Origin of the sequence: Phaeobacter sp. LSS9, assembly GCF_003443595.1 — a bacterium.
Taxonomy (GTDB): domain Bacteria; phylum Pseudomonadota; class Alphaproteobacteria; order Rhodobacterales; family Rhodobacteraceae; genus Phaeobacter; species Phaeobacter piscinae.
In genome coordinates this window covers 2,237,704-2,255,727 of record NZ_CP031956.1, presented here as the reverse complement: position 1 = coordinate 2,255,727, position 18,024 = coordinate 2,237,704, and the positions used below count along the sequence as shown (strand labels likewise).

Sequence of the window (18,024 nt, the reverse complement as noted above, 5' to 3'; positions counted from 1 at the left end):
CAGTACAGCCCTTCGGCCTAAACGTTGTTCAGCTCCTTAGCATGCAGCCAGTCGGCGTGTTTTGGGGCCTTCTTGGTCTTTGACCAGTCCTCCAGCATGTCCCATTTCACGGCGTTCAGCCGCTGAAGAAGCGCCTCCTCTTTGGGGTCAGGGCAGGCCAGCTCAACCCGGTGGCCGTTTGGATCGAAGAAATAGATCGAGTGAAAGATGGAGTGGTCGGTCACACCCAGAACCTCAACACCGTTGGCTTCCAGATGCTCTTTGAATTCAATCAGTGTGTCGCGGTCTTTCACCTTAAAGGCGATGTGCTGCACCCAGATCGGTGTGTTGCGGTCACGGTCCATTTCCGGCTTGGTCGGCAGCTCAAAGAAGGCCAGCACGTTGCCGTTGCCCGCATCCATGAAGATATGCATGTAGGGGTCTGGTTCATGGGTTGAAGGGACATGGTCCTCGGCGATCGCCAAGACAAAATCCATGTTCAGCATCGTGTTGTACCACTCTACCGTCTGCTTGGCGTCTTTACAGCGGTAGGCGACATGGTGGATTTGCTCGATTTTCATGTGTCAGTCTCCCCTTGCGGTAGCGCAGCAGCTGCCAGCGCTTGTGTCAGGATTGCGCGTTTCCCAATATGGTTCGCCAGCACCAGGACCAGCCGCGCGTTCAGCGCATCGCTTTCGGCTTTGGTCAGCCCCTCATGGGCCGCGAGAAGATCGGCATAGAAATCATCGGCCCTTTCGATGTTCGGGGCCAAAATTAGATTTTCGTGATCGGTATTCAGAGCGTTCATGCCGAGGCCTCCTTGCCAATCGCGCGGCGCAGGGCTGCACGAAATTGGTTTTCGTCAAATGCCGGGCGCCGCGCCGCCACATGCTGGTCAGGGCGGATCAGATAGACAGCACTTGTTGCATCACCGAGATAACGTTCGCGCAGGGTTCCGGTCTTGTCATCTTTGGTCGACAGGGCCAGCCGCGTCACCGGGATACCCGCCTCCTCAAAGCTGTCGGGAGCGTCCGCGTCGATGGTCAGCAGGGTAAACCGGTCTGCCAGTTTGGGCAGCAGATATCCGTCCGCTGTCGACACATCAGGGCAGGGGCTACCGGGCTTGGTACGCTGAGGCCCATGCAAGGCATCCGCTGAATTCAGCGCCGATCTCTCATAGGTGCAGGGCAGGGACAGGCGCCCCGAATTCACCAGCGGCCGGGCAAAGGCGTGATGTTCGGACAGGTCCAGAACTGCGTCCCGCATAATCCGGCTCATTTCCGATTTCGGCGTGATGAAATCGGTGGAACGGGAGGAATTGAGGATATTTTCATCCGCACCATGAACGCGCTCGCTGTCATAACTGTCCAGCAGGCTCTCGGGCGCCTTTCCCTCCAGCACCAGTTTCAGTTTCCAGCACAGGTTATCTGTGTCCTGCAAACCGGAATTGGCCCCCCGCGCGCCGAATGGTGACACCTGATGTGCAGCATCGCCGGCAAAGAGCACGCGACCGTGACGGAATTTCTCCATCCGGCGGCACTGGAAGGTGTAGATCGAGACCCACTCCAACTCGAATTGCACATCCTCGCCCAGCATTTCCTTAAGCCTTGGGATCACGTTCTCCGGGCGCTTCTCACGCTCCTTGTCGATGTCCCAGCCCAGCTGCAGGTCGATCCGCCAGACACCGTCAGGCTGTTTGTGCAGAAGTGCCGATTGCCCCTTGTTGAAGGGCGGATCAAACCAGAACCAGCGCTCTGTCGGGAAATCCGCATCCATAATCACATCGGCAATCAGGAAGTTGTCCTCAAACACCCGACCAACAAAGTCGAGACCCAGCATCTGCCGGGTTGGCGAGCCCGCGCCATCGCAGGCAATCAGCCAATCCGCCTCAAGATTGTAAGACCCTTCTGGCGTGTCGATCTCCAGCGTGACGTGATCCGCGTGGGTGCCGATGGCAGCGACCTTGTTGCGTCCGCGAATTTCAATCGGGGCCCCGGCAGCCTGAAGCGCATTCGCCCGCTGAACCAGATACTCCTCAAAGTAATATTGCTGCAGATTGATAAAGGCAGGCTGCGCGTGGCCGCTCTCCGGCAGCAGATTGAATTCATAGACTTTGCGGTCATCGAAAAACACCTTGCCCAGATTCCACTGCACGCCTTTTTCCACGAGTGGGTCGCAGAAGCCGAGACGGTCCGCGATTTCAAGACTGCGTTTGGAAAAACAGATGGCCCGACTACCGAAACTGACCTTGTCATTCTCGTCGAGAACCACGACGCCAATCCCCTGTTGGGCGAGATCAATTGCTGCGGCCAGACCCACAGGACCGGCGCCAATCACGATGACCGGGTGGCGCACCGGGGCGCCTGTGTCCTGATCTTCGCTGCGCTGATAGGGGTACATGGGAACTTCAAAGATCTTGTTCATCTGGTTTCCTCCCAAAAATACATGCCGTAGGGCAAAGCTCTCCCATGTACCGGCAAAGGCTGCCGATATCGGATAAGAGCCTGTCATAGGTTGCCCCGGCAGGACACGATCTGGATCAAATCCCCCCAGATGATGCCTCTGCCGGGGTGTGGATCTTAGTCCTGAAGCGCGTCCCACATCTCCAGATCGCGCTGGGCGGTCCAGATGCGCGGGGTATCAACGCCGCGGGCCTCATCATAGGCGCGCGCCACATTGAAGGGCAGGCAATGCTCATAGATCGCGTAGTCCGCGAACTTCGGATCACATTCGGCCCGCACGGCATCCCAGGCCTCTTTCAAGGTGCCGTTTCTGGCCGCCACTTTGGCGGCGGGGCGGTAGGTGCTCTCAACGAAATCGCGGGTGTTCTCAATGGCAGCGTTGACCATCTCCTTGCCCACCAGCGCATCACCGCGGCCGGGTGCGATGGCATCCACGTCGTAGGCTTTGATATTGTCGAGCGTGTTGCCCCAATCGCTGAAATGCCCGTCACCGCAGTAGCAAGCGGAGTGGTATTCAACGATGTCGCCGGTGAACATGACGTTTTGGTCCGGCACATGGATCACAGCATCACCCGCGGTATGAGCGCGGCCCAAATGTTTAATATCAACGCGGCGGTTGCCGAGGTAGACAGTCATGGAATCGCTGAAGGTGGTGGTCGGCCAGGTCAGGCCGGGGATGCTCTCATGGCCTTCGAACAGACGCGGAAAGCGCTGGAACTCACTGTCCCAATCCTCCTGCCCGCGTTCGACCACCATCGAACGTGCCTTATCCGACATGATGATGTTCTGCGCGCCAAAGGCCGATGCGCCCAGCACGCGGACAGCGTGATAGTGGGTCAGCACCACATGAGTGATCGGCTTGTCGGTCACGGACCGCACGCATTCGATCACCTTATTTGCCAGCCGCGGGGTGGCCTGCGCCTCGACAATCATCACGGAGTCATCGCCGATGATGACGCCGGAGTTCGGGTCGCCTTCGGCAGTGAAGGCATAGAGGCCTTCGCCGATTTCATCGAAGGTGATCTTCTTTTCGCTCATGTCCCCTTGGGACGCAAAAGCCTTTGCCATGGTGGTCTTCCTTATCTTGCGTAGGGGTCTTCAAGTGCGGCCAGAACAGTGCCGGTGCAGTCGCCAAAGCCAATGGTATAGCCATCGCCCTTTGCCGCGCCCTTCAGAGTCAGCGTATCGCCATCCGCGATGAAAAACCGCTCCTCGCCGGTGTCCAGCGTCAGCGGCTCCTTGCCGCCCCAGCTCAGTTCCAGCAGCGAGCCGCGGCTGTCTTTGGTGGGGCCGGAAATGGTGCCAGATCCCAAAAGATCGCCCGCGTTCATCGGGCAGCCGGAGGTGGCGTGATGTGCCAGCTGCTGCGCGGCTGAGTAGTACATTTCCTTGTAGTTGGTCCGCGCGATGGTGGTCGCGTCCTTGCCCTGTGGCGCCATGGTGACTTCTAGGTCGATGTCATAAAGCATCGGCCCGCAGTCCTTCAGGTGTTCCAGCAATTCCACCTCGCGCTCCGGTGTGTTGCAGCGGAACGGTTCCAGCGCCGGTTTGGTCACGATCCAGGGGCTGATTGTGTTGGCCGTCGCCTTGGCCTGAAACGGACCCAGTGGCTGATATTCCCAGGCTTGAATATCACGTGCAGACCAGTCGTTCAGCAACACGTAGCCAAAGATATGATCGTCTGCTTCCTGAACGGTGATCGGGCCATCGGAAGGGGTGCCGACAATCGCACCCATCTCCAGCTCGATGTCGAACCGCGCGCAAGGCGCCCAGCGGGGCGCGGCATCATTCGGTCCCTTCAGCTGGCCCCAGGGGCGGCGCACATCGGTGCCGGACACCACGACAGAGGATGCGCGACCGTTATAGCCGATGGGGATGTGCAGCCAGTTCGGCGGCAGGGCGTTTTCGGGGCCGCGGAACATGGTACCGACATTGAAGGCGTGGTTCTTACCTGCATAAAAGTCAGTGTATTCGCTGACGGCAAACGGCATGTGCAACTCCGCACCGGCTGCCGGAACCAGCAGGGGCTCCAGCTTTTCCTGCTCGGCAGCGCCGTTGGACAACAGCGCAGTCAGCCGTTCGCGCAGCGCGGCCCAGACGGCCGGGCCTTCCTCCATCAGATCATTCCAATAAGGCACGTCAAACAGCGGCGCATCGCCCAGCTGGATCAGCCCGGCCTCCTCGGCGGCCTGCATATCCAGGATCATGTCTCCGATCGCAACACCGCAGCGGGGATCATCACCGTCGACAGAGAACACCCCATAGGGCAGGTTGTTCAGCGGGAAGGGGTGGGTCGCACTATTGGCAGAGGAGACCCAGGATTTTTTCAAAGGCATGCATGATCCTTTTGTTTGAGAGCCGCTGCTCCCGTCATCTTTCCCGAAATACTCCGGGGGTGAATGCGGCCCTCAGGGCCGCAGAGGGGGCAGCGCCCCCCCTTTGCTTATTTTTTGCCCGGAGTGCCGTCGAATTTCTTTTCGATGTCAGCCCAGCAATTGATGTAGTCATCCTGCAGCGGTGCCTCATTGGCGGCAAATGGCGTCAGATGCTGCGGGAAACGGGTCTCGAACATGAAGGACATGGTGTTGTCCAATTTTTCCGGACCCAGGTTTGCGTTGGATGCGCCCTCAAATGCGTTTCTGTCCGGGCCATGCGGCAGCATCATATTGTGCAGGCTGACACCACCGGGGACAAAGCCCTGTGGCTTGGCGTCATACTGGCCATAGATATTGCCCATCAGCTCGGACATGATGTTCTTGTGATACCATGGCGGGCGGAAGGTATCTTCTGCCACCATCCAGCGTTCCCGGAACAAGACGAAATCGATATTTGCGGTGCCGGGCTGGCCCGATGGGGCCGTCAGCACAGTAAAGATCGACGGATCCGGGTGGTCAAACAGGATGGCCCCAACCGGGCAATAGGTCCGCAGGTCATATTTCATTGGCGCGTAGTTGCCGTGCCAGGCCACCACATCCAGCGGTGAGTGACCGATTTTGGTCTCGTGAAACTGGCCACACCACTTGATGGTGACGGTGGATGGCGTCTCGCGGTCCTCAAACGCCGCCACCGGCGCCTTGAAATCGCGCGGATTGGCCATGCAGTTGGCACCGATCGGGCCACGGCCAGGCAATTCAAACTTCTGCCCATAGTTTTCGCAGACAAAGCCACGACAGGGGCCGTCCAGCACTTCGACCCGGTAGACCAGCCCGCGTGGGATGATGGCGATTTCCTGGGGCTCGAGATCAATGATGCCCAGCTCAGTCGCAAACCGCAGGCGCCCTTCCTGTGGAACCACCAGCAATTCGGAATCAGCGGAATAGAAATAGCTGTCCACCATCGAGTCGGTGACCAGATAGACATGGCTCGCCATGCCGACCTGGGTGTTCACATCACCTGCCGTGGTCATGGTGCGCATGCCCGTGAGCCAGGTCAGCCCCTCTGTGCCATGGGGCACCGGATCCCAGCGGTACTGACCGAGGCTGATCACATCCGGGTCCACATTCGGGGCAGACTTCCAATAGGGCAGATCAATCTTGGTGTAGCGATGAGAGTGTTTTACCGAGGGGCGAATGCGATAGCACCAGGTGCGCTCATTCTGGTGGCTTGGGGCGGTAAAGGCGGTGCCACTCAGCTGCTCGCCATAAAGACCGTAGTTGCATTTCTGAGGGCTGTTCATGCCTTGCGGCAGGGCGCCGGGCAACGCTTCTGTTTCAAAGTCATTGCCAAATCCGGGCATATAGCCCGCGTGAGGCCCGGCAAGAGACGGGGCCTGGATCATTTCATGGGCATCGACTTTGTGATTCATGACGCGCTCCTTTTGGTGTTCTCTGTTTCGGTAATAGTTGATTTTGTAACTAACAAGGGATAGCTCTGCCCTATGGATGAAAAAGATGACTTCGCGTTACAGGATTTCTTGCCGTATCTGCTCAACCGGGCGGCGGAGGAATCCTCGCTTGAGTTTCAAAAGCACTACAAGAACCGCTATGGAATGCTGCGCAATGAATGGCGGGTGCTGTTTCACTTGGGCAATTACGGCCGCATGACAGCAACCGAGATTGGCCAGCGTGCCAAGATACACAAGACGAAGATCAGCCGGGCGGTTGCGAAACTGGCGGAACGTCGTTTTGTGCTACGTCATCGCGACGAGAAAGATCGTCGTGCCGAGCACCTGGAACTTACGTCGCAAGGTGAGGCCGCTTACCGGGACCTGAGCACGCAGGCTGCGATCTATGATCGTCAACTCGCGGGGCGGCTTAGCGACGGGGAAAGTGCGGCGCTGCGCGAGATGTTGCGCAAACTTGCAGGGATTGAGCCATAGACATCGCCGGGTTGAGGCCTCAGATTGGACCGGGACCACAATATGAGGCCGTGCATAATGACGGATGCTGCTTCACGCGCCACGCCGATAATCGACTGGCTCACTGCTGAAGGGCTACGGGGGGCCAGCCGTCAGGAGATGTTGCAGGGATTCTGCCAGAGGCTCGCCGACACCGGGGTACCCTTGCTACGCTTCCATCTGGCACAGCGCGCCTATCATCCGAAATATGGTGGTATCGGGTTCAGCTGGACGCGGGCCGACGGGCTGTCGCATGAGTATTATGAACACAGCGATACCCCACGAGATGAATGGCTCTACAGCACCTTCTACTACATGTTGGAACGCGATGTGCCTGAGTTCCGCAGTAAGCTGACAGGCCATGTTCTGGAGAGGTTTCCAGCGTTGGCGCAGTTCAAGCAGCGCGGGGCCACGGATTACTTTGCCTTGGCAAAGCGATTCGGCGATTTCGCTGACGCACCATTTGATCCTCGCCGCCCGGGCGAGGGGATTTTGTCGTCCTGGTCGACCGATCATCCCGAGGGATTTACAGATACAGACTTGACCCTGATCCGCCAGATTTACTCGCATCTGGCATTGGCGCTGCGCGCGGCATCTGCACAGCAGATGGCCAAAGATCTGCTACAGGTCTATCTGGGGCGCGACGCCGGGCAGCGGGTTTTGTCGGGCGAAATTCAACGCGGATCCTCCCGCCAGATTGATGCGGTGATCTGCTACTTCGATCTGAAAGGGTTCACCCAGCTGGCAGAACAAATTCCGGGTGCCGAGCTGATTGATATGCTCAACGATTACTTCGGTCTGGCTGTTGAGACGATCCAGTCTCACGGCGGGAATATCCTGAAATTCATGGGTGATGGCATATTGTCCATGTTCGATCTTGGCAGCATTGCTGAGGACGCGACTGCTGCCCTAGCTGCCGCCAGCGCACTGCAGGGGAAAATTCGCAAGCGCAATACGGAGCGCGCAGCGCAAGGCGTGCCAACTGCGGATTTCACTCTGGCGCTGCACGCGGGCGAAATCCTCTACGGAAATATCGGCTCTGAGAACCGGCTGGATTTCACAGTTATCGGGCCAACCGTCAATCTGACGGCGCGGATATCCGGTATGCATACTTCCGTCGGGCGCAGCATCATCGTGTCCGAACAGGTGCAAACGGCAGCTCAGCCGACCAGCCACGATCTGGTCTCGCTAGGGCGCTATATGCTGCGCGGTGTCGCAGAGCCGGTGGAGTTGTTCACGATCTACGAGGGGTAATTTCTGCGGCCTGTTGGGGCTGGAATTCAGCGAAAGGTAAAATTTGCCATAATTTTCGCATTTTTCTCCCTTAGTGCTGAGAGCAGGAAAAGGGTGTGGTCAGTGAGATTCGTCGAGACCTCGCAACGCGTCACCCCGGACAGCGACAGAGCAGCAAGGATAAGATGCAATGAAACTGACACTGCGCATGACCCATCTGACAGCCGCAGCGGCTGTGTGGCTTGCAACTGGTCCGAATGCCTTTGCAGCGGGTGAGTGGCCGGATGCGGGTGGCCCCGGGAACGGCAACGGTAATGGCTGGGGCAATGGCTGGGGCAACGGTTGGGGCAACGGCGGAGGTAACGGAAATGGCAATGGCAACGGTGGGGGCCAGACGGTTCCGGAAATTGATGTCAGTGCCGGCCTGCTCGCCGTCGCTGCGGTTGCGGCAGCGCTTCTGCTGACTTGGGAACTGCGCCGCCGCCGATCCATACAGAACTGATGCTGTGATGGCGTGTGACGTCAGAGGAAACCGGGCCTAGATCAGGGCCCAGTTTGCTGTGGCAAAGGCGACATAGGCGATCAGCGCATTGGCCACCATATGGGCCAGTATCGCCGCAGCCAGACCGCCGCCGCGCAAATATAGCGCACCAAAGATGGCGCCAGCCGCCATTCCCAAGGCAAAACGGTCGTGCATCAGGCCAAAGAGGGCGCTCGTGATGAGAAGTGCGACAACGGCCCGTAGAATCTGACCTTGTCCTGCCATGCGACGCAGCAAATATCCGCGAAAGAACAGTTCTTCGATAATCGGGACCAGAACGATGGTGCCGAGAAGACGTGTGCCAACCCAGAGAACATCACGCTCATCGGTGCCGCCCCAACTGATGTCCGGTGTGGACATCACAATCCAGACTGCGGCGATCGCGGCGCCGGCCGCGATGTCAATTGGCCTTGGTCGATATGCCAACTGGCGCAGGGCAGGCCAGAATACGAGCAAAGCGGCGGCCATCATCGCCGCGCGCAGCGGGTACCCTTGCGCAGGATCGGCCCAAATCGCAGACACCAGCACACCGCTTAACATCATCACGATAAATGGGATGATGGAGGCAAGCAGCATGTCAGCGCGCATCGGCGGCAGCTCAGCCGCAGCTGCGGCCAGCGCCTCTGGATTGGTCTGCAACCAGCGAGAGCGATGCGCAATGGCCAGCACCAGCAGCGCCAATAGCGTGAACATCAGCCAGCCGGCGTAACTGTGGAAGCCGTTAACGGCGTGCTCCGGTGCGATCCATGCACCGATCAGGATCAGGATGGCGATACGCACGATGTTGAATGCCCAGCTGAGCAGCAGCGCCGCAGGGAACAAGACCAGCCAGTACCGTGTCTGACGAATATCCCGTCCCATCAGCAACGCATATAGCCCCATGAAGGTGGTGACGAGCGCAAAACCCTCTACGCCGGAGCATGGTTCGCCGATCTCCACCAGAAACCCGTCAACGCGGATCAGATGCAGCGCCGCATCAGACCAGACCGTCGCGCCCGAGACTTCCAGTACCCATGTCACCAGAACGAAGGTCACCGAGGTCAGCGCCTCGATGTTCCAGATCGGCTCCATCATGCGGGTGATGTCCGGCATGATCAGCGCCACCATCAGCGCCAGCGTCAAAGAGATCCCACAGCCGCGCAACCAGATCAGCCATGCACGCAGTGGCATCAGGGACAGCACCCCACCCAGTCCGGCAATAGCGCCGCCGAGGCAGATTAGAATGAGCGTCGGCGATATCCATGCGTTGATCCCGGTAGGGCCAAACAGTGCAAGCGGGACAAGCGCGATCATTAGGCCTGCAAGGTTGAGCACCAGCGCCGAGGGGCGTCTTGAGGCCTGTCCAATGGCAGACGTCAATGCGTGATATGCGCTGCGTATCAGGATCAGATAAAGCCCGAGCACGGTTAGAACGGCCAACAAGCGCCCGGCGATTGAGCGCACAGTTGTGCACGCCAGATCTGCGCCGGTAAATTTGCAATGCACATTGGCCAGCAGCTGATAGGCGACCATGATGACAAACAGTTCAGCAACTGCCAGCCCAAGGATCAGGATCAGCCGACGCCCGCCGCGCTGAGCGATCGGACCGGTCTCGCCGGTGATGGGGGGCTGGTCAGATATCGACATCCACGCCTGGCAGGTTCAACGATTTCATCATGTCCCGCAGTTCCTGACGTGCGGCGATATTGGAGATATTCAGCTGTTTGACGCCAATATCCTTCAGGTCCAGCAACGTCAGCCCACGCGGGAACAACTCCCGAAAGACCACGCGCTCGGAAAAGCCGGGCGCCACGCGAAACCCGATGCGTTTGGACAGCATGGAAATGGCGCGTTCCATCTTCTCTTTGTTGACCATGCGCTGGGTGCCAACACGATTGCGGATCACGATCCAATCAATCGGCTTCAACCCGGCCTGGGCCCGCAGCTGCCGCGCATTCCAGACCATTTCGGAATAGACGGACGGGCCGGTGATTTTCTCACCTTTCTGATCGGTGTGAGCGAGGAGGTCAAAATCGACAAAACTGTCGTTCAGCGGCGTGATCAGCGTGTCTGCCAGCGAATGGGCGACCTGGCTTAGACGGGTGTGTGATCCGGGGCAGTCGATCAGGATGAAATCATTGCTGGGTTCCAGTTCGGAGACCGCAGCAGACAGTCGGTGATCGTAGACATTCTCGCCGGGTTGCAAGCTATCGGCGTCGATTTCAGGGAGCTCGTGCAGGGCAACCAGCGGCAACTCCAGCGCAGCTTTCTCCATGAACGCCTTGCGGTTCTCCAGATAGCGCCCGAGCGACCGCTGCCGCAGATCAAGGTCCAAGGCGGCAATTTTGTACCCCAGCCGGGCCAGCGTGGTTGCCACATGCATGGAGACGGTGGACTTGCCCGCCCCACCTTTTTCGTTGCCGACGACAATAATATGCGCCACGTTCACTTCCCCCAATCACTGCGCGAAATACTGCGCATCTTGGGCTGACTATACTGTCCGGTCGAATCGATGGGAAGCGCGATATCCGCAGGTTAGGGCCTGATTTAGGCTCTGTGGTTTCCTCAGGGTGAGCTTGCGCAATGAACATGGTCGCTGAAGTCGCAACAAAAAACGCCGCCCAAAGGAGCGGCGTTTTCCGAAAAAATAAGACCAGGTTGGCTTAGAAGCCCAGACCTTCGTATTTCTTTTTGAACTTGGATACGCGGCCACCGGCGTCCATCAGACGGGTGGAGCCACCGGTCCATGCGGGATGCACGGTGGGGTCGATGTCCAGCGCCAGGGTGTCACCCTCTTTGCCCCAGGTGGAGCGCATCTTGAGGATAGTGCCATCGGTCATTTTGACGTCGATGAAGTGGTATTCGGGATGGGTGTCTGCTTTCATGATACCACTCCTTACGCTTTGGCTTTGTAGTTTGTATCTTCTGCAATCCGTGCGGATTTACCGCGACGGGCGCGCAGATAGTACAGTTTCGCGCGACGCACACGGCCGCGGCGAACGACAGTGATGCTGTCGATGTTGGTCGAGTGCAGCGGGAACACACGCTCCACGCCTTCGCCAAACGAAATTTTGCGGACGGTGAACGAACCGGCGATGCCGGAGCCGTTTTTGCGGCTGATGCAGACGCCTTCGTAGTTCTGCACGCGCGAACGGCTGCCTTCGGTCACTTTGTAGCCGACGCGGATGGTGTCACCGGCTTTGAAATCGGGGATCTCTTTCCCCAGGGCGGCAACTTGTTCCGCTTCCAACTGTGCGATCAGGTCCATCGCAGGTCTCCTATAGTTGCTCGTGGTTTTGCCCACGAAGTTTTGCGCGGTTGCGAGAGCTCTTGGTCTTCACCGGGTCCCGCAGATAGCAGCCCGCCAGAGATCACTCCGTTCTTTCCTAAGCGTGTCCCGTGCGCGCCCCCAAATTGCCGAAGAAGGCGGGTCAGGGATTTCAAAATGCAACAGAACACAGGTCCACAGACGCAAAAGCGAATCCAAACAGGGGCCTTCTATGCCTGTTTGGCCAGCGGATCAAGGGGAGAGGCCGCGTTTAAGAGAGGCAAATCCCGCCTTCGGATCGTTCAGTCTGACGTCTTGCGGTCCTGGTGGGCCTGCCAGAGATCAGGGCGTCGGGCCTTGGTGATGTCTTCGCTCATTTTCTGGCGCCATTCAGCAATTTTACCGTGATGGCCGGACATCAGCACATCAGGAATGCTCTGCCCTTTCCATTCCGCTGGGCGGGTATATTGCGGATGTTCAAGCAGGCCGGAGGAAAAACTCTCCTCTTCGGTGGAGGCATGATTGCCGAGAACGCCGGGGATCAGGCGCACAGTGGCGTCGATCATCGCCTGCGCAGCAATCTCCCCGCCGGTCATGACGAAATCCCCCAGAGAAACTTCCTGAATGCCGTAGTGTTGCAGAACCCGTTCATCAACGCCTTCAAAACGTCCACAAAGCAGTATGACACCATTGCAGCGCGCCAGATCCTGCATCAAAGCCTGATCCATCCGGCGCCCGCGCGGCGACAGGTAGATCAACGGCCAATTGCCGACAGCACCCGCCATCGTATGCTCAATCGCATCCCCCAGCACATCCGCCCGCAGCACCATACCAGCGCCACCGCCGGCGGGGGTATCATCGACATTGCGGTGCTTGCCGATGCCGAATTGGCGCAGATCGACCGTCTCCAGCTGCCATAGTCCGTCTTGCAGGGCCTTGCCGGTCAGGCTTTCCCCCAGAATGCCGGGGAAGGCATTCGGGAACAGGGTCATGATTTTCGCCTTCCAAACGCCAACCAGATCCGGCGTCGGGGTCATCAGCTCGCGTGGCTTGAACGAGGGGCGAATAGCCTTGCGGCCGTGAGATTTGTTTTGTGCACTCATGAGACGCTGTTTAATCCAGTTAGAACGACACGCAATAAAAAGCTTTGGTGTTTGGATGAATTCGAGACGCAGTATACTATCTAAAAGAGATGGACGCCGGTATGGGTTTGAGGTTGTACAACGCCGGGCCGAGGCGTTGTGGCCTACGATTGCATCGGAGCTTGGCCTTTCTCCAATTGGTACAAAATTCGGGAGGATGCAGGTCAATCGCAAGACAGAAGATCATTGCTGCGTGTTGAGAGTTTCTCTGGAGGATGGCAGCGAATTTGTGCTGCGCGCAGATTTTGGCGAAGGAAGCTTGCACCAGCATCAGGCGATTATCAGCCGTCATCAAGTTGCAGCAAAGTCCCTTAAATTCTCACCCCATGCGTCTGTTCCGCAACTTCTATGGTGGGATACCGAGCATAAATACTCGCTGATGGAATTTGCTCCGGGTGAAACTGCGTTTCAGGCGTTGCAAATGGCCGGATTGGGGTTTGGAGACCGTAGACAGCTAGTAGAGCGGATGGGAAATGCGGTCAGGGTGCTTCATCAATGTTCATCTGCGGATAAGCAGCGATTCTGGCCGAAGCGCCATCTTGATGCAGTTTCACAAACAGCCGAAGCAGTCCGAGAAGGGCACTTAACTGTCCTGAAGCCGAAGCGGTTTCTGGGGTTATGCGCATATCTGCATCGGTCGGCTCGACGTTCCAAAGGCATCAGATTCCAGCCTGGCTTTACTCACGGCGATTTGCATTTTCGAAATGTTCTGGTTTCAGCGGACCAGATTTCGTTTATCGACTTTTCCAGTCGAGGCTTTTCTATAGTTGAGCGTGATATCTCTAACCTCTGGCTTGCAAACGGCTTGGATCATTTATCAGGGATTGACGGTGACACTGGATTTGGAGGGGTTTCAAATTCAGACTGGGCAGCATTCGAAGCAGGCTACGGGCGAAAGATTACCCACGAGCCACTTTTTCAGTTTTGCTTCGCTCTGAGGCTTTGGGAGTCTTGGGTGAGGTTCTCGATATCCGGTCGCGCTGCCGGTGAGAAAGGTCGAATGCAACTTAAACTCTTAGTTCGCGTAGTTGATTTGCTTCTCGCGGAAGAAGTGGGCTGAGCTTGCCTCATCTACCTTATAGCAGCCTCAGAACACGCCATCCGGTGGGTCTGCGATGATGCGCCCGCTTGCAAGATCAACCGTCGGTACAGCTGCCAGCGTAAACGGTAGCAGCACGGTTTTGCTCTCCGCCGGGATGGCGATTTCCAGCAGATCGCTGGCGCCGTGGTTCTGGACTGATTTTACGCTCCCCAGCAGTGTCCCGCCGGTGTCATAAACATCAAGGCCCATCAGGTCGGTGTGATAATATTCATCATCCGGAAGATTTGGCAGCCGCTCGCGTGGTGCAAACAGGCGCACCCCCTTCAAAGCATCGGCCTGCTCCTTGGTCTCTATCCCGCCGATACGGGCGGTAAACCCGTTCTTGATGGCGCGGACCAAGGTGATCGTATAGGTCTGGCTGCCGTCTTCAGTGCTGAGTGGGGAGTAGTCTTCAATATCCTCGGGCATGGCGCAGAAACTCTTCAGGCGTACCTCGCCCCGCACCCCATACGAGCCTGAAATGGCACCAACGCAAATCTGCTCAGTCATTCAATCCATCCTTTGCAGAACCGCGCAGCAGTCCAGGTGCCGCCTGCGAGTCCACAGCGTTCTGTTTGGTAGTTGCGTTCATAGAGAACACCCGCGGTAAAGGCGATCAGAACAAAAACCGCAAGCCGGATCAATCGCCACATCTGTGGATTACCGGGTTTCGACCGGCAATGCGTTGCGGCGGGTTTCCCAGCCTAGCTGTTCCAGCTCCGGTGTTTTGGACATCCGCTCCGGGTGGCCAACGCAGAAATATCCGATCAACTGCCAGTCGGCCGGAACATCCAGATCCCGGTTCAGCTGTTGCGGATCAAGGATCGACACCCAGCCCAGTCCCAGACCTTCGGCACGCAGGGCGAGCCAGAACAGGGTCACAGCGGTAACAACCGAATAGCGGCGCATCTCCGGCATGGTGCCAGCGCCGAGCTTGTGACCTTTTGTTGTGGAATCATCGCAGTAAATCGCCAGCTGAACCGGTGCTTCGCGCATTCCGGACAGTTTCAGCTTGGCATAGCGTTCAGCTTTGGCTTCGGAAAAGCCCGCCAGCGCCGAGGCATTTGCGGTCTCGAAATTCTCAAGTGCGGCGGCCCGAGCTGCGTCACTTTCGACACGGATCACCCGCCAGGGTTCGCTGAGCCCGACCGAGGGCGCCAGCTGAATGGTGTCGAGACAGCGCGTAAGCACTGCCTCGTCCACCGGATCGGAGCGAAACCGGCGCACATCGCGCCGGACACGCATCAACAGATCAAGTTGCATGCGGAAGTCTTCAGAGAATGAATTGTCCCGCATGTTCATCAACTTACTCCGCGTCTGCAGTCGCTTCAGCAGCCTTGGCTGCTTTTTCTTCGGCGCGCTCCTGAGCTTTCTTGCCCGGGGTGCCTTTCTTGGGGTTGTTCCGCTCCACCTTAGCGCGAACGCCAGCAGCTTCCAACATCCGAGCGATACGATCTGTGGGCTGAGCGCCCTGATCCAGCCAGTGCTGCACGCGCTCCATGTCCATTTTTACGCGCTCTTCACTGTCTTTCGGCAGCAGCGGGTTGTAGGTGCCCAGCTTTTCGATGAAGCGACCATCGCGCGGCATGCGGCTGTCAGCAGCCACAATGCGATAGAAGGGACGCTTTTTCGAGCCGCCGCGGGCCAGACGAATTTTCATTGCCATGGGTTCAGTCTCCTTTAATGGCGTTTACAGGGATATCCCTGTTATTCCTGGTGTTTCTTATGGTGTCGGATGACTTCCTGAATGATGAAATTCAGGAAAGCCTTGGCGAAATCGGGGTCCAGGTCGGCCTGTTCCGCCAGGTCTTCGAGCCGTGCGATCTGCGCGGTTTCGCGCGTCGGATCGGACGGGGGAAGGTCGTGTTCAGCCTTGAGTTGGCCCACCGCCTGGGTGTGCTTGAACCGCTCGCCCAAAGTGTAGACGAGAATGGCATCAAGGCGATCAATGCTCTCGCGGTGGCCTTTCAGCAGCGCCGCTGCACGGGCGACGGGATCTTGGGTCTCTGTCGTCATTTCTGGCTCCGCGAGGGAATGAATGGAACGCGCATTGCGCGGCTGTGGGTGATGGGATCAGTCAAGCGCCCAGCCCTCCGGTTTGAACAGGGGATCTGCGTAATGGCTGATTTCCATCTCGATCCCATGGACCAGCTGGCTGTCCTTAAGCGCATCGGGGTCCGGGTGGCGATAGACTGCATCACTGCCGTCAATCGTCGCGGCGTCATGATCCTTCCGTGCGCCCAGCCGTTCTGCCAGACGGATCGAATCCAAATTCTTTGGATCAATATAGCTGACCGCACCATCCCAGCCGAGCGTATTGTAATAATAGTTGCGGGCCGCATGGGTGGCTTCCAGCGCATACCCCTTACCAGCGGCGTCAGGCCAGATGATCCAGGCGATTTCACGTTCAGGCCAGCCTGCGGGCATCCATCCCCCGGCCATCCCGTAGGTTTCTTCGGTGATCTTGTCGTGGATCATCCACATGCCAAACCCGCGCACCTGCCAATGGCCGATCTCAGCGGCGTAGAGCATCCAGGCTTCGTACGGGTTCAGTGGACCGCCCATGAAGCGCGCGCGATAAGAGCTGAAGGTTGCCTTGAAGTCGGGATAATCCACGGCTTCGGGGCCCCGAAGAACCAGACGTTTGGTTTCGATCACTGGGATGGACGAGGGCATTAGACACCCCCCGCGCTGCATGGGAAACGGCGACAGATCATTGAAGACGCCCCGTTGTCACAGGCTCGCCCAACAGGCGCTGGCGCGGCTGGTGCCGCCAGGTTCGCATATTGTTGGCCGGTGCCAGGCGGAACGACACCAACTGCTCCGGGCGGGCGCCAATGCGCTGCGCCAGCGCGATGGATGCGGTGTTATCCTCCGGAATGAAGGAGGCGATATTGCTCCAGTTTTTTTCACGGAAGAGCCAGTCAAGAACGGCCTCTGCGGCCTCGCTTGCGTAGCCTTTGCCCCGCGCATCCTCTGTCAGGTGCCAGGAGAGTTCTGGTTCCGGCCAGCCTTTGGGGAACCATGGGCCAATCATGCCGACCGGGCGTCCGGTGCTGCGCTCGACCAGGGCGAACAACCCATAACCGCGCAGGTGCCAGTGACCAATAATGGTGGCAATCGACCACCAGAGGGCATCTGGATCGTCAGCTGCATCAATAAAGCGCGGGGCGCCAATGCGCAGAAAGGCATCATGCGCGTCGAAACCGGCCTCCGCAGGGGACACCAGTGTAAGCCTCTGCGTCATGAGGCTGGGGAAACGATAGCCCGTGTCTGACATTACCACATCCGTATCAACCCCTGCGGCACAGGCCGCAGCGATCTGTTTATGCATCAAAGACGGTTTGACCATGCCAGATGCCGGAAAATAATGGGTTAAAGCATCGTCCAGGCGTGGCGGATTCGCCACAGCGGCACTGGCCTGGTGGCCCGGGTGACAGACAAGAGAGAGATCCATCATGCGTAGGCCTCCATCCCGCCGTCCGCATCAGGTGCGTTATGGCGGTAGACGAGCGTATCTGCAGAGGTTTCGCCTTCGGGCAAAGGTGCCTCAGGATCCTGCGTGGCCCCTAGCCTCTCAGCCACTGAGACCGATTTGTCGTTTCCGGGCGTGATGTAGCTGACAAGGGTGGTAGCGCCCATCTGGGACCACGCCCATTCCAACGCTGCAGATGCGGCTTCGGTGACGTAACCGTTGCCTTCGAAGCCGTTGCAAAGTGTCCAGCCGATCTCCGCTTCGGGGTAATGGGCTGGTTTGTTGATGCCGACTTGGCCAACAAATGCGCCATCCTCGCTGCGTTCGATTGCCCAGCTGCCGAAACCCAGAAGGGACCAGCTGCCCACCTCAGCGGCAATTGTCTGCCAGCTATCCTTGAGTAAAAATGGCCCGCCCATATAGCGTGCGCGTTCACTGCCCATCACATCGTGAAGCGGCGCGAAGTCCGACATCACGTGATGGCGCAGCGTGAGGCGCGCAGTGGATATGGTGGGCGCAATGGTCACC

22 protein-coding genes are annotated in these 18,024 nt (G+C 58.2%); 4 read left to right on the top strand and 18 right to left on the bottom strand.

The window, feature by feature from the left end; all coding sequences use genetic code 11:
• Positions 1-17: 17 nt before the first annotated feature.
• The 6 genes from D1820_RS10890 to hmgA form a co-directional block, all read right to left on the bottom strand.
• Positions 18-560, bottom strand: a complete 543-nt coding sequence (locus D1820_RS10890) for a VOC family protein (RefSeq protein WP_118069003.1) — start codon at positions 558-560, stop codon at positions 18-20.
• The gene (locus D1820_RS10885; RefSeq protein ID WP_040176129.1) at positions 557-787 is read right to left on the bottom strand and encodes a DUF2783 domain-containing protein; all 231 of its coding nucleotides are present in this window, start codon (positions 785-787) and stop codon (positions 557-559) included. The genes D1820_RS10890 and D1820_RS10885 overlap by 4 nt, the downstream gene beginning before the upstream one ends.
• Positions 784-2,403 (bottom strand): FAD-dependent oxidoreductase, encoded by a 1,620-nt coding sequence (locus D1820_RS10880; protein ID WP_118069002.1) that lies wholly within the window; start codon positions 2,401-2,403, stop codon positions 784-786. Before D1820_RS10880 ends, D1820_RS10885 begins: the two co-directional genes overlap by 4 nt.
• A 155-nt stretch (positions 2,404-2,558) precedes the next feature.
• Entirely contained in the window at positions 2,559-3,509 is a 951-nt protein-coding gene (locus D1820_RS10875; protein WP_118069000.1) for an MBL fold metallo-hydrolase, read from the bottom strand.
• 11 nt (positions 3,510-3,520) lie between these two features.
• Positions 3,521-4,777 carry a fumarylacetoacetase gene (gene fahA / locus D1820_RS10870; protein ID WP_118068998.1) on the bottom strand — a complete coding sequence of 419 codons (1,257 nt, stop codon included), beginning with the start codon at positions 4,775-4,777 and terminating at the stop codon, positions 3,521-3,523.
• Between the two features lie 107 nt (positions 4,778-4,884).
• A complete protein-coding gene (gene hmgA, locus D1820_RS10865; RefSeq protein WP_118068996.1) occupies positions 4,885-6,246 on the bottom strand; it encodes a homogentisate 1,2-dioxygenase in 1,362 nt (453 codons plus the stop codon).
• Between the two features lie 72 nt (positions 6,247-6,318).
• On the opposite strand from hmgA, the gene D1820_RS10860 reads away from it, so the two are divergent.
• From D1820_RS10860 to D1820_RS10850, 3 genes are all read left to right on the top strand, one after another.
• Positions 6,319-6,759, top strand: a complete 441-nt coding sequence (locus D1820_RS10860) for a MarR family winged helix-turn-helix transcriptional regulator (RefSeq protein ID WP_118068995.1) — start codon at positions 6,319-6,321, stop codon at positions 6,757-6,759.
• Between the two features lie 57 nt (positions 6,760-6,816).
• Positions 6,817-8,031 carry an adenylate/guanylate cyclase domain-containing protein gene (locus D1820_RS10855; protein ID WP_118068993.1) on the top strand — a complete coding sequence of 405 codons (1,215 nt, stop codon included), beginning with the start codon at positions 6,817-6,819 and terminating at the stop codon, positions 8,029-8,031.
• Positions 8,032-8,200: 169 nt separating this feature from the next.
• The gene (locus tag D1820_RS10850; RefSeq protein ID WP_040176143.1) at positions 8,201-8,512 is read left to right on the top strand and encodes a VPEID-CTERM sorting domain-containing protein; all 312 of its coding nucleotides are present in this window, start codon (positions 8,201-8,203) and stop codon (positions 8,510-8,512) included.
• Between the two features lie 36 nt (positions 8,513-8,548).
• On the opposite strand, the gene xrtE is transcribed toward D1820_RS10850, so the two are convergent.
• From xrtE to trmD, 5 genes are all read right to left on the bottom strand, one after another.
• A complete protein-coding gene (gene xrtE / locus D1820_RS10845; RefSeq protein ID WP_118068991.1) occupies positions 8,549-10,177 on the bottom strand; it encodes an exosortase E/protease, VPEID-CTERM system in 1,629 nt (542 codons plus the stop codon).
• Complete coding sequence (locus D1820_RS10840; protein ID WP_014878849.1) at positions 10,164-10,973, bottom strand: division plane positioning ATPase MipZ; 810 nt, start codon at positions 10,971-10,973, stop codon at positions 10,164-10,166. The genes xrtE and D1820_RS10840 overlap by 14 nt, the downstream gene beginning before the upstream one ends.
• Positions 10,974-11,193: 220 nt before the next feature.
• Positions 11,194-11,415, bottom strand: a complete 222-nt coding sequence (rpmE, locus tag D1820_RS10835) for a 50S ribosomal protein L31 (RefSeq protein WP_014876110.1) — start codon at positions 11,413-11,415, stop codon at positions 11,194-11,196.
• An 11-nt stretch (positions 11,416-11,426) separates the two neighbouring features.
• Entirely contained in the window at positions 11,427-11,798 is a 372-nt protein-coding gene (rplS, locus tag D1820_RS10830; protein WP_014876109.1) for a 50S ribosomal protein L19, read from the bottom strand.
• A gap of 302 nt (positions 11,799-12,100) precedes the next feature.
• Entirely contained in the window at positions 12,101-12,901 is an 801-nt protein-coding gene (gene trmD / locus D1820_RS10825) for a tRNA (guanosine(37)-N1)-methyltransferase TrmD (RefSeq protein ID WP_118068990.1), read from the bottom strand.
• 196 nt (positions 12,902-13,097) lie between these two features.
• Between trmD and D1820_RS10820 the strand changes: the two genes are divergently transcribed.
• A complete protein-coding gene (locus D1820_RS10820) occupies positions 13,098-14,000 on the top strand; it encodes a phosphotransferase (RefSeq protein WP_162894090.1) in 903 nt (300 codons plus the stop codon).
• Positions 14,001-14,027: 27 nt separating this feature from the next.
• On the opposite strand, the gene rimM is transcribed toward D1820_RS10820, so the two are convergent.
• From rimM to D1820_RS10785, 7 genes are all read right to left on the bottom strand, one after another.
• Complete coding sequence (gene rimM / locus D1820_RS10815) at positions 14,028-14,531, bottom strand: ribosome maturation factor RimM (protein ID WP_118068986.1); 504 nt, start codon at positions 14,529-14,531, stop codon at positions 14,028-14,030.
• A 150-nt stretch (positions 14,532-14,681) separates the two neighbouring features.
• Entirely contained in the window at positions 14,682-15,323 is a 642-nt protein-coding gene (bluB, locus tag D1820_RS10810) for a 5,6-dimethylbenzimidazole synthase (RefSeq protein WP_024095735.1), read from the bottom strand.
• Positions 15,324-15,327: 4 nt separating this feature from the next.
• Positions 15,328-15,687, bottom strand: coding sequence for a 30S ribosomal protein S16 (gene rpsP, locus D1820_RS10805; protein ID WP_014876104.1), 360 nt, complete (start codon positions 15,685-15,687; stop codon positions 15,328-15,330).
• A gap of 41 nt (positions 15,688-15,728) precedes the next feature.
• The gene (locus D1820_RS10800) at positions 15,729-16,037 is read right to left on the bottom strand and encodes a chorismate mutase (protein WP_040176153.1); all 309 of its coding nucleotides are present in this window, start codon (positions 16,035-16,037) and stop codon (positions 15,729-15,731) included.
• A gap of 57 nt (positions 16,038-16,094) precedes the next feature.
• Positions 16,095-16,697, bottom strand: a complete 603-nt coding sequence (locus D1820_RS10795; protein WP_118068985.1) for a GNAT family N-acetyltransferase — start codon at positions 16,695-16,697, stop codon at positions 16,095-16,097.
• 37 nt (positions 16,698-16,734) lie between these two features.
• Positions 16,735-17,355, bottom strand: coding sequence for a GNAT family N-acetyltransferase (locus D1820_RS10790; protein ID WP_254683301.1), 621 nt, complete (start codon positions 17,353-17,355; stop codon positions 16,735-16,737).
• 122 nt (positions 17,356-17,477) lie between these two features.
• Complete coding sequence (locus D1820_RS10785; protein ID WP_118068982.1) at positions 17,478-18,023, bottom strand: GNAT family N-acetyltransferase; 546 nt, start codon at positions 18,021-18,023, stop codon at positions 17,478-17,480.
• Between the last annotated feature and the right edge of the window lies 1 nt (position 18,024).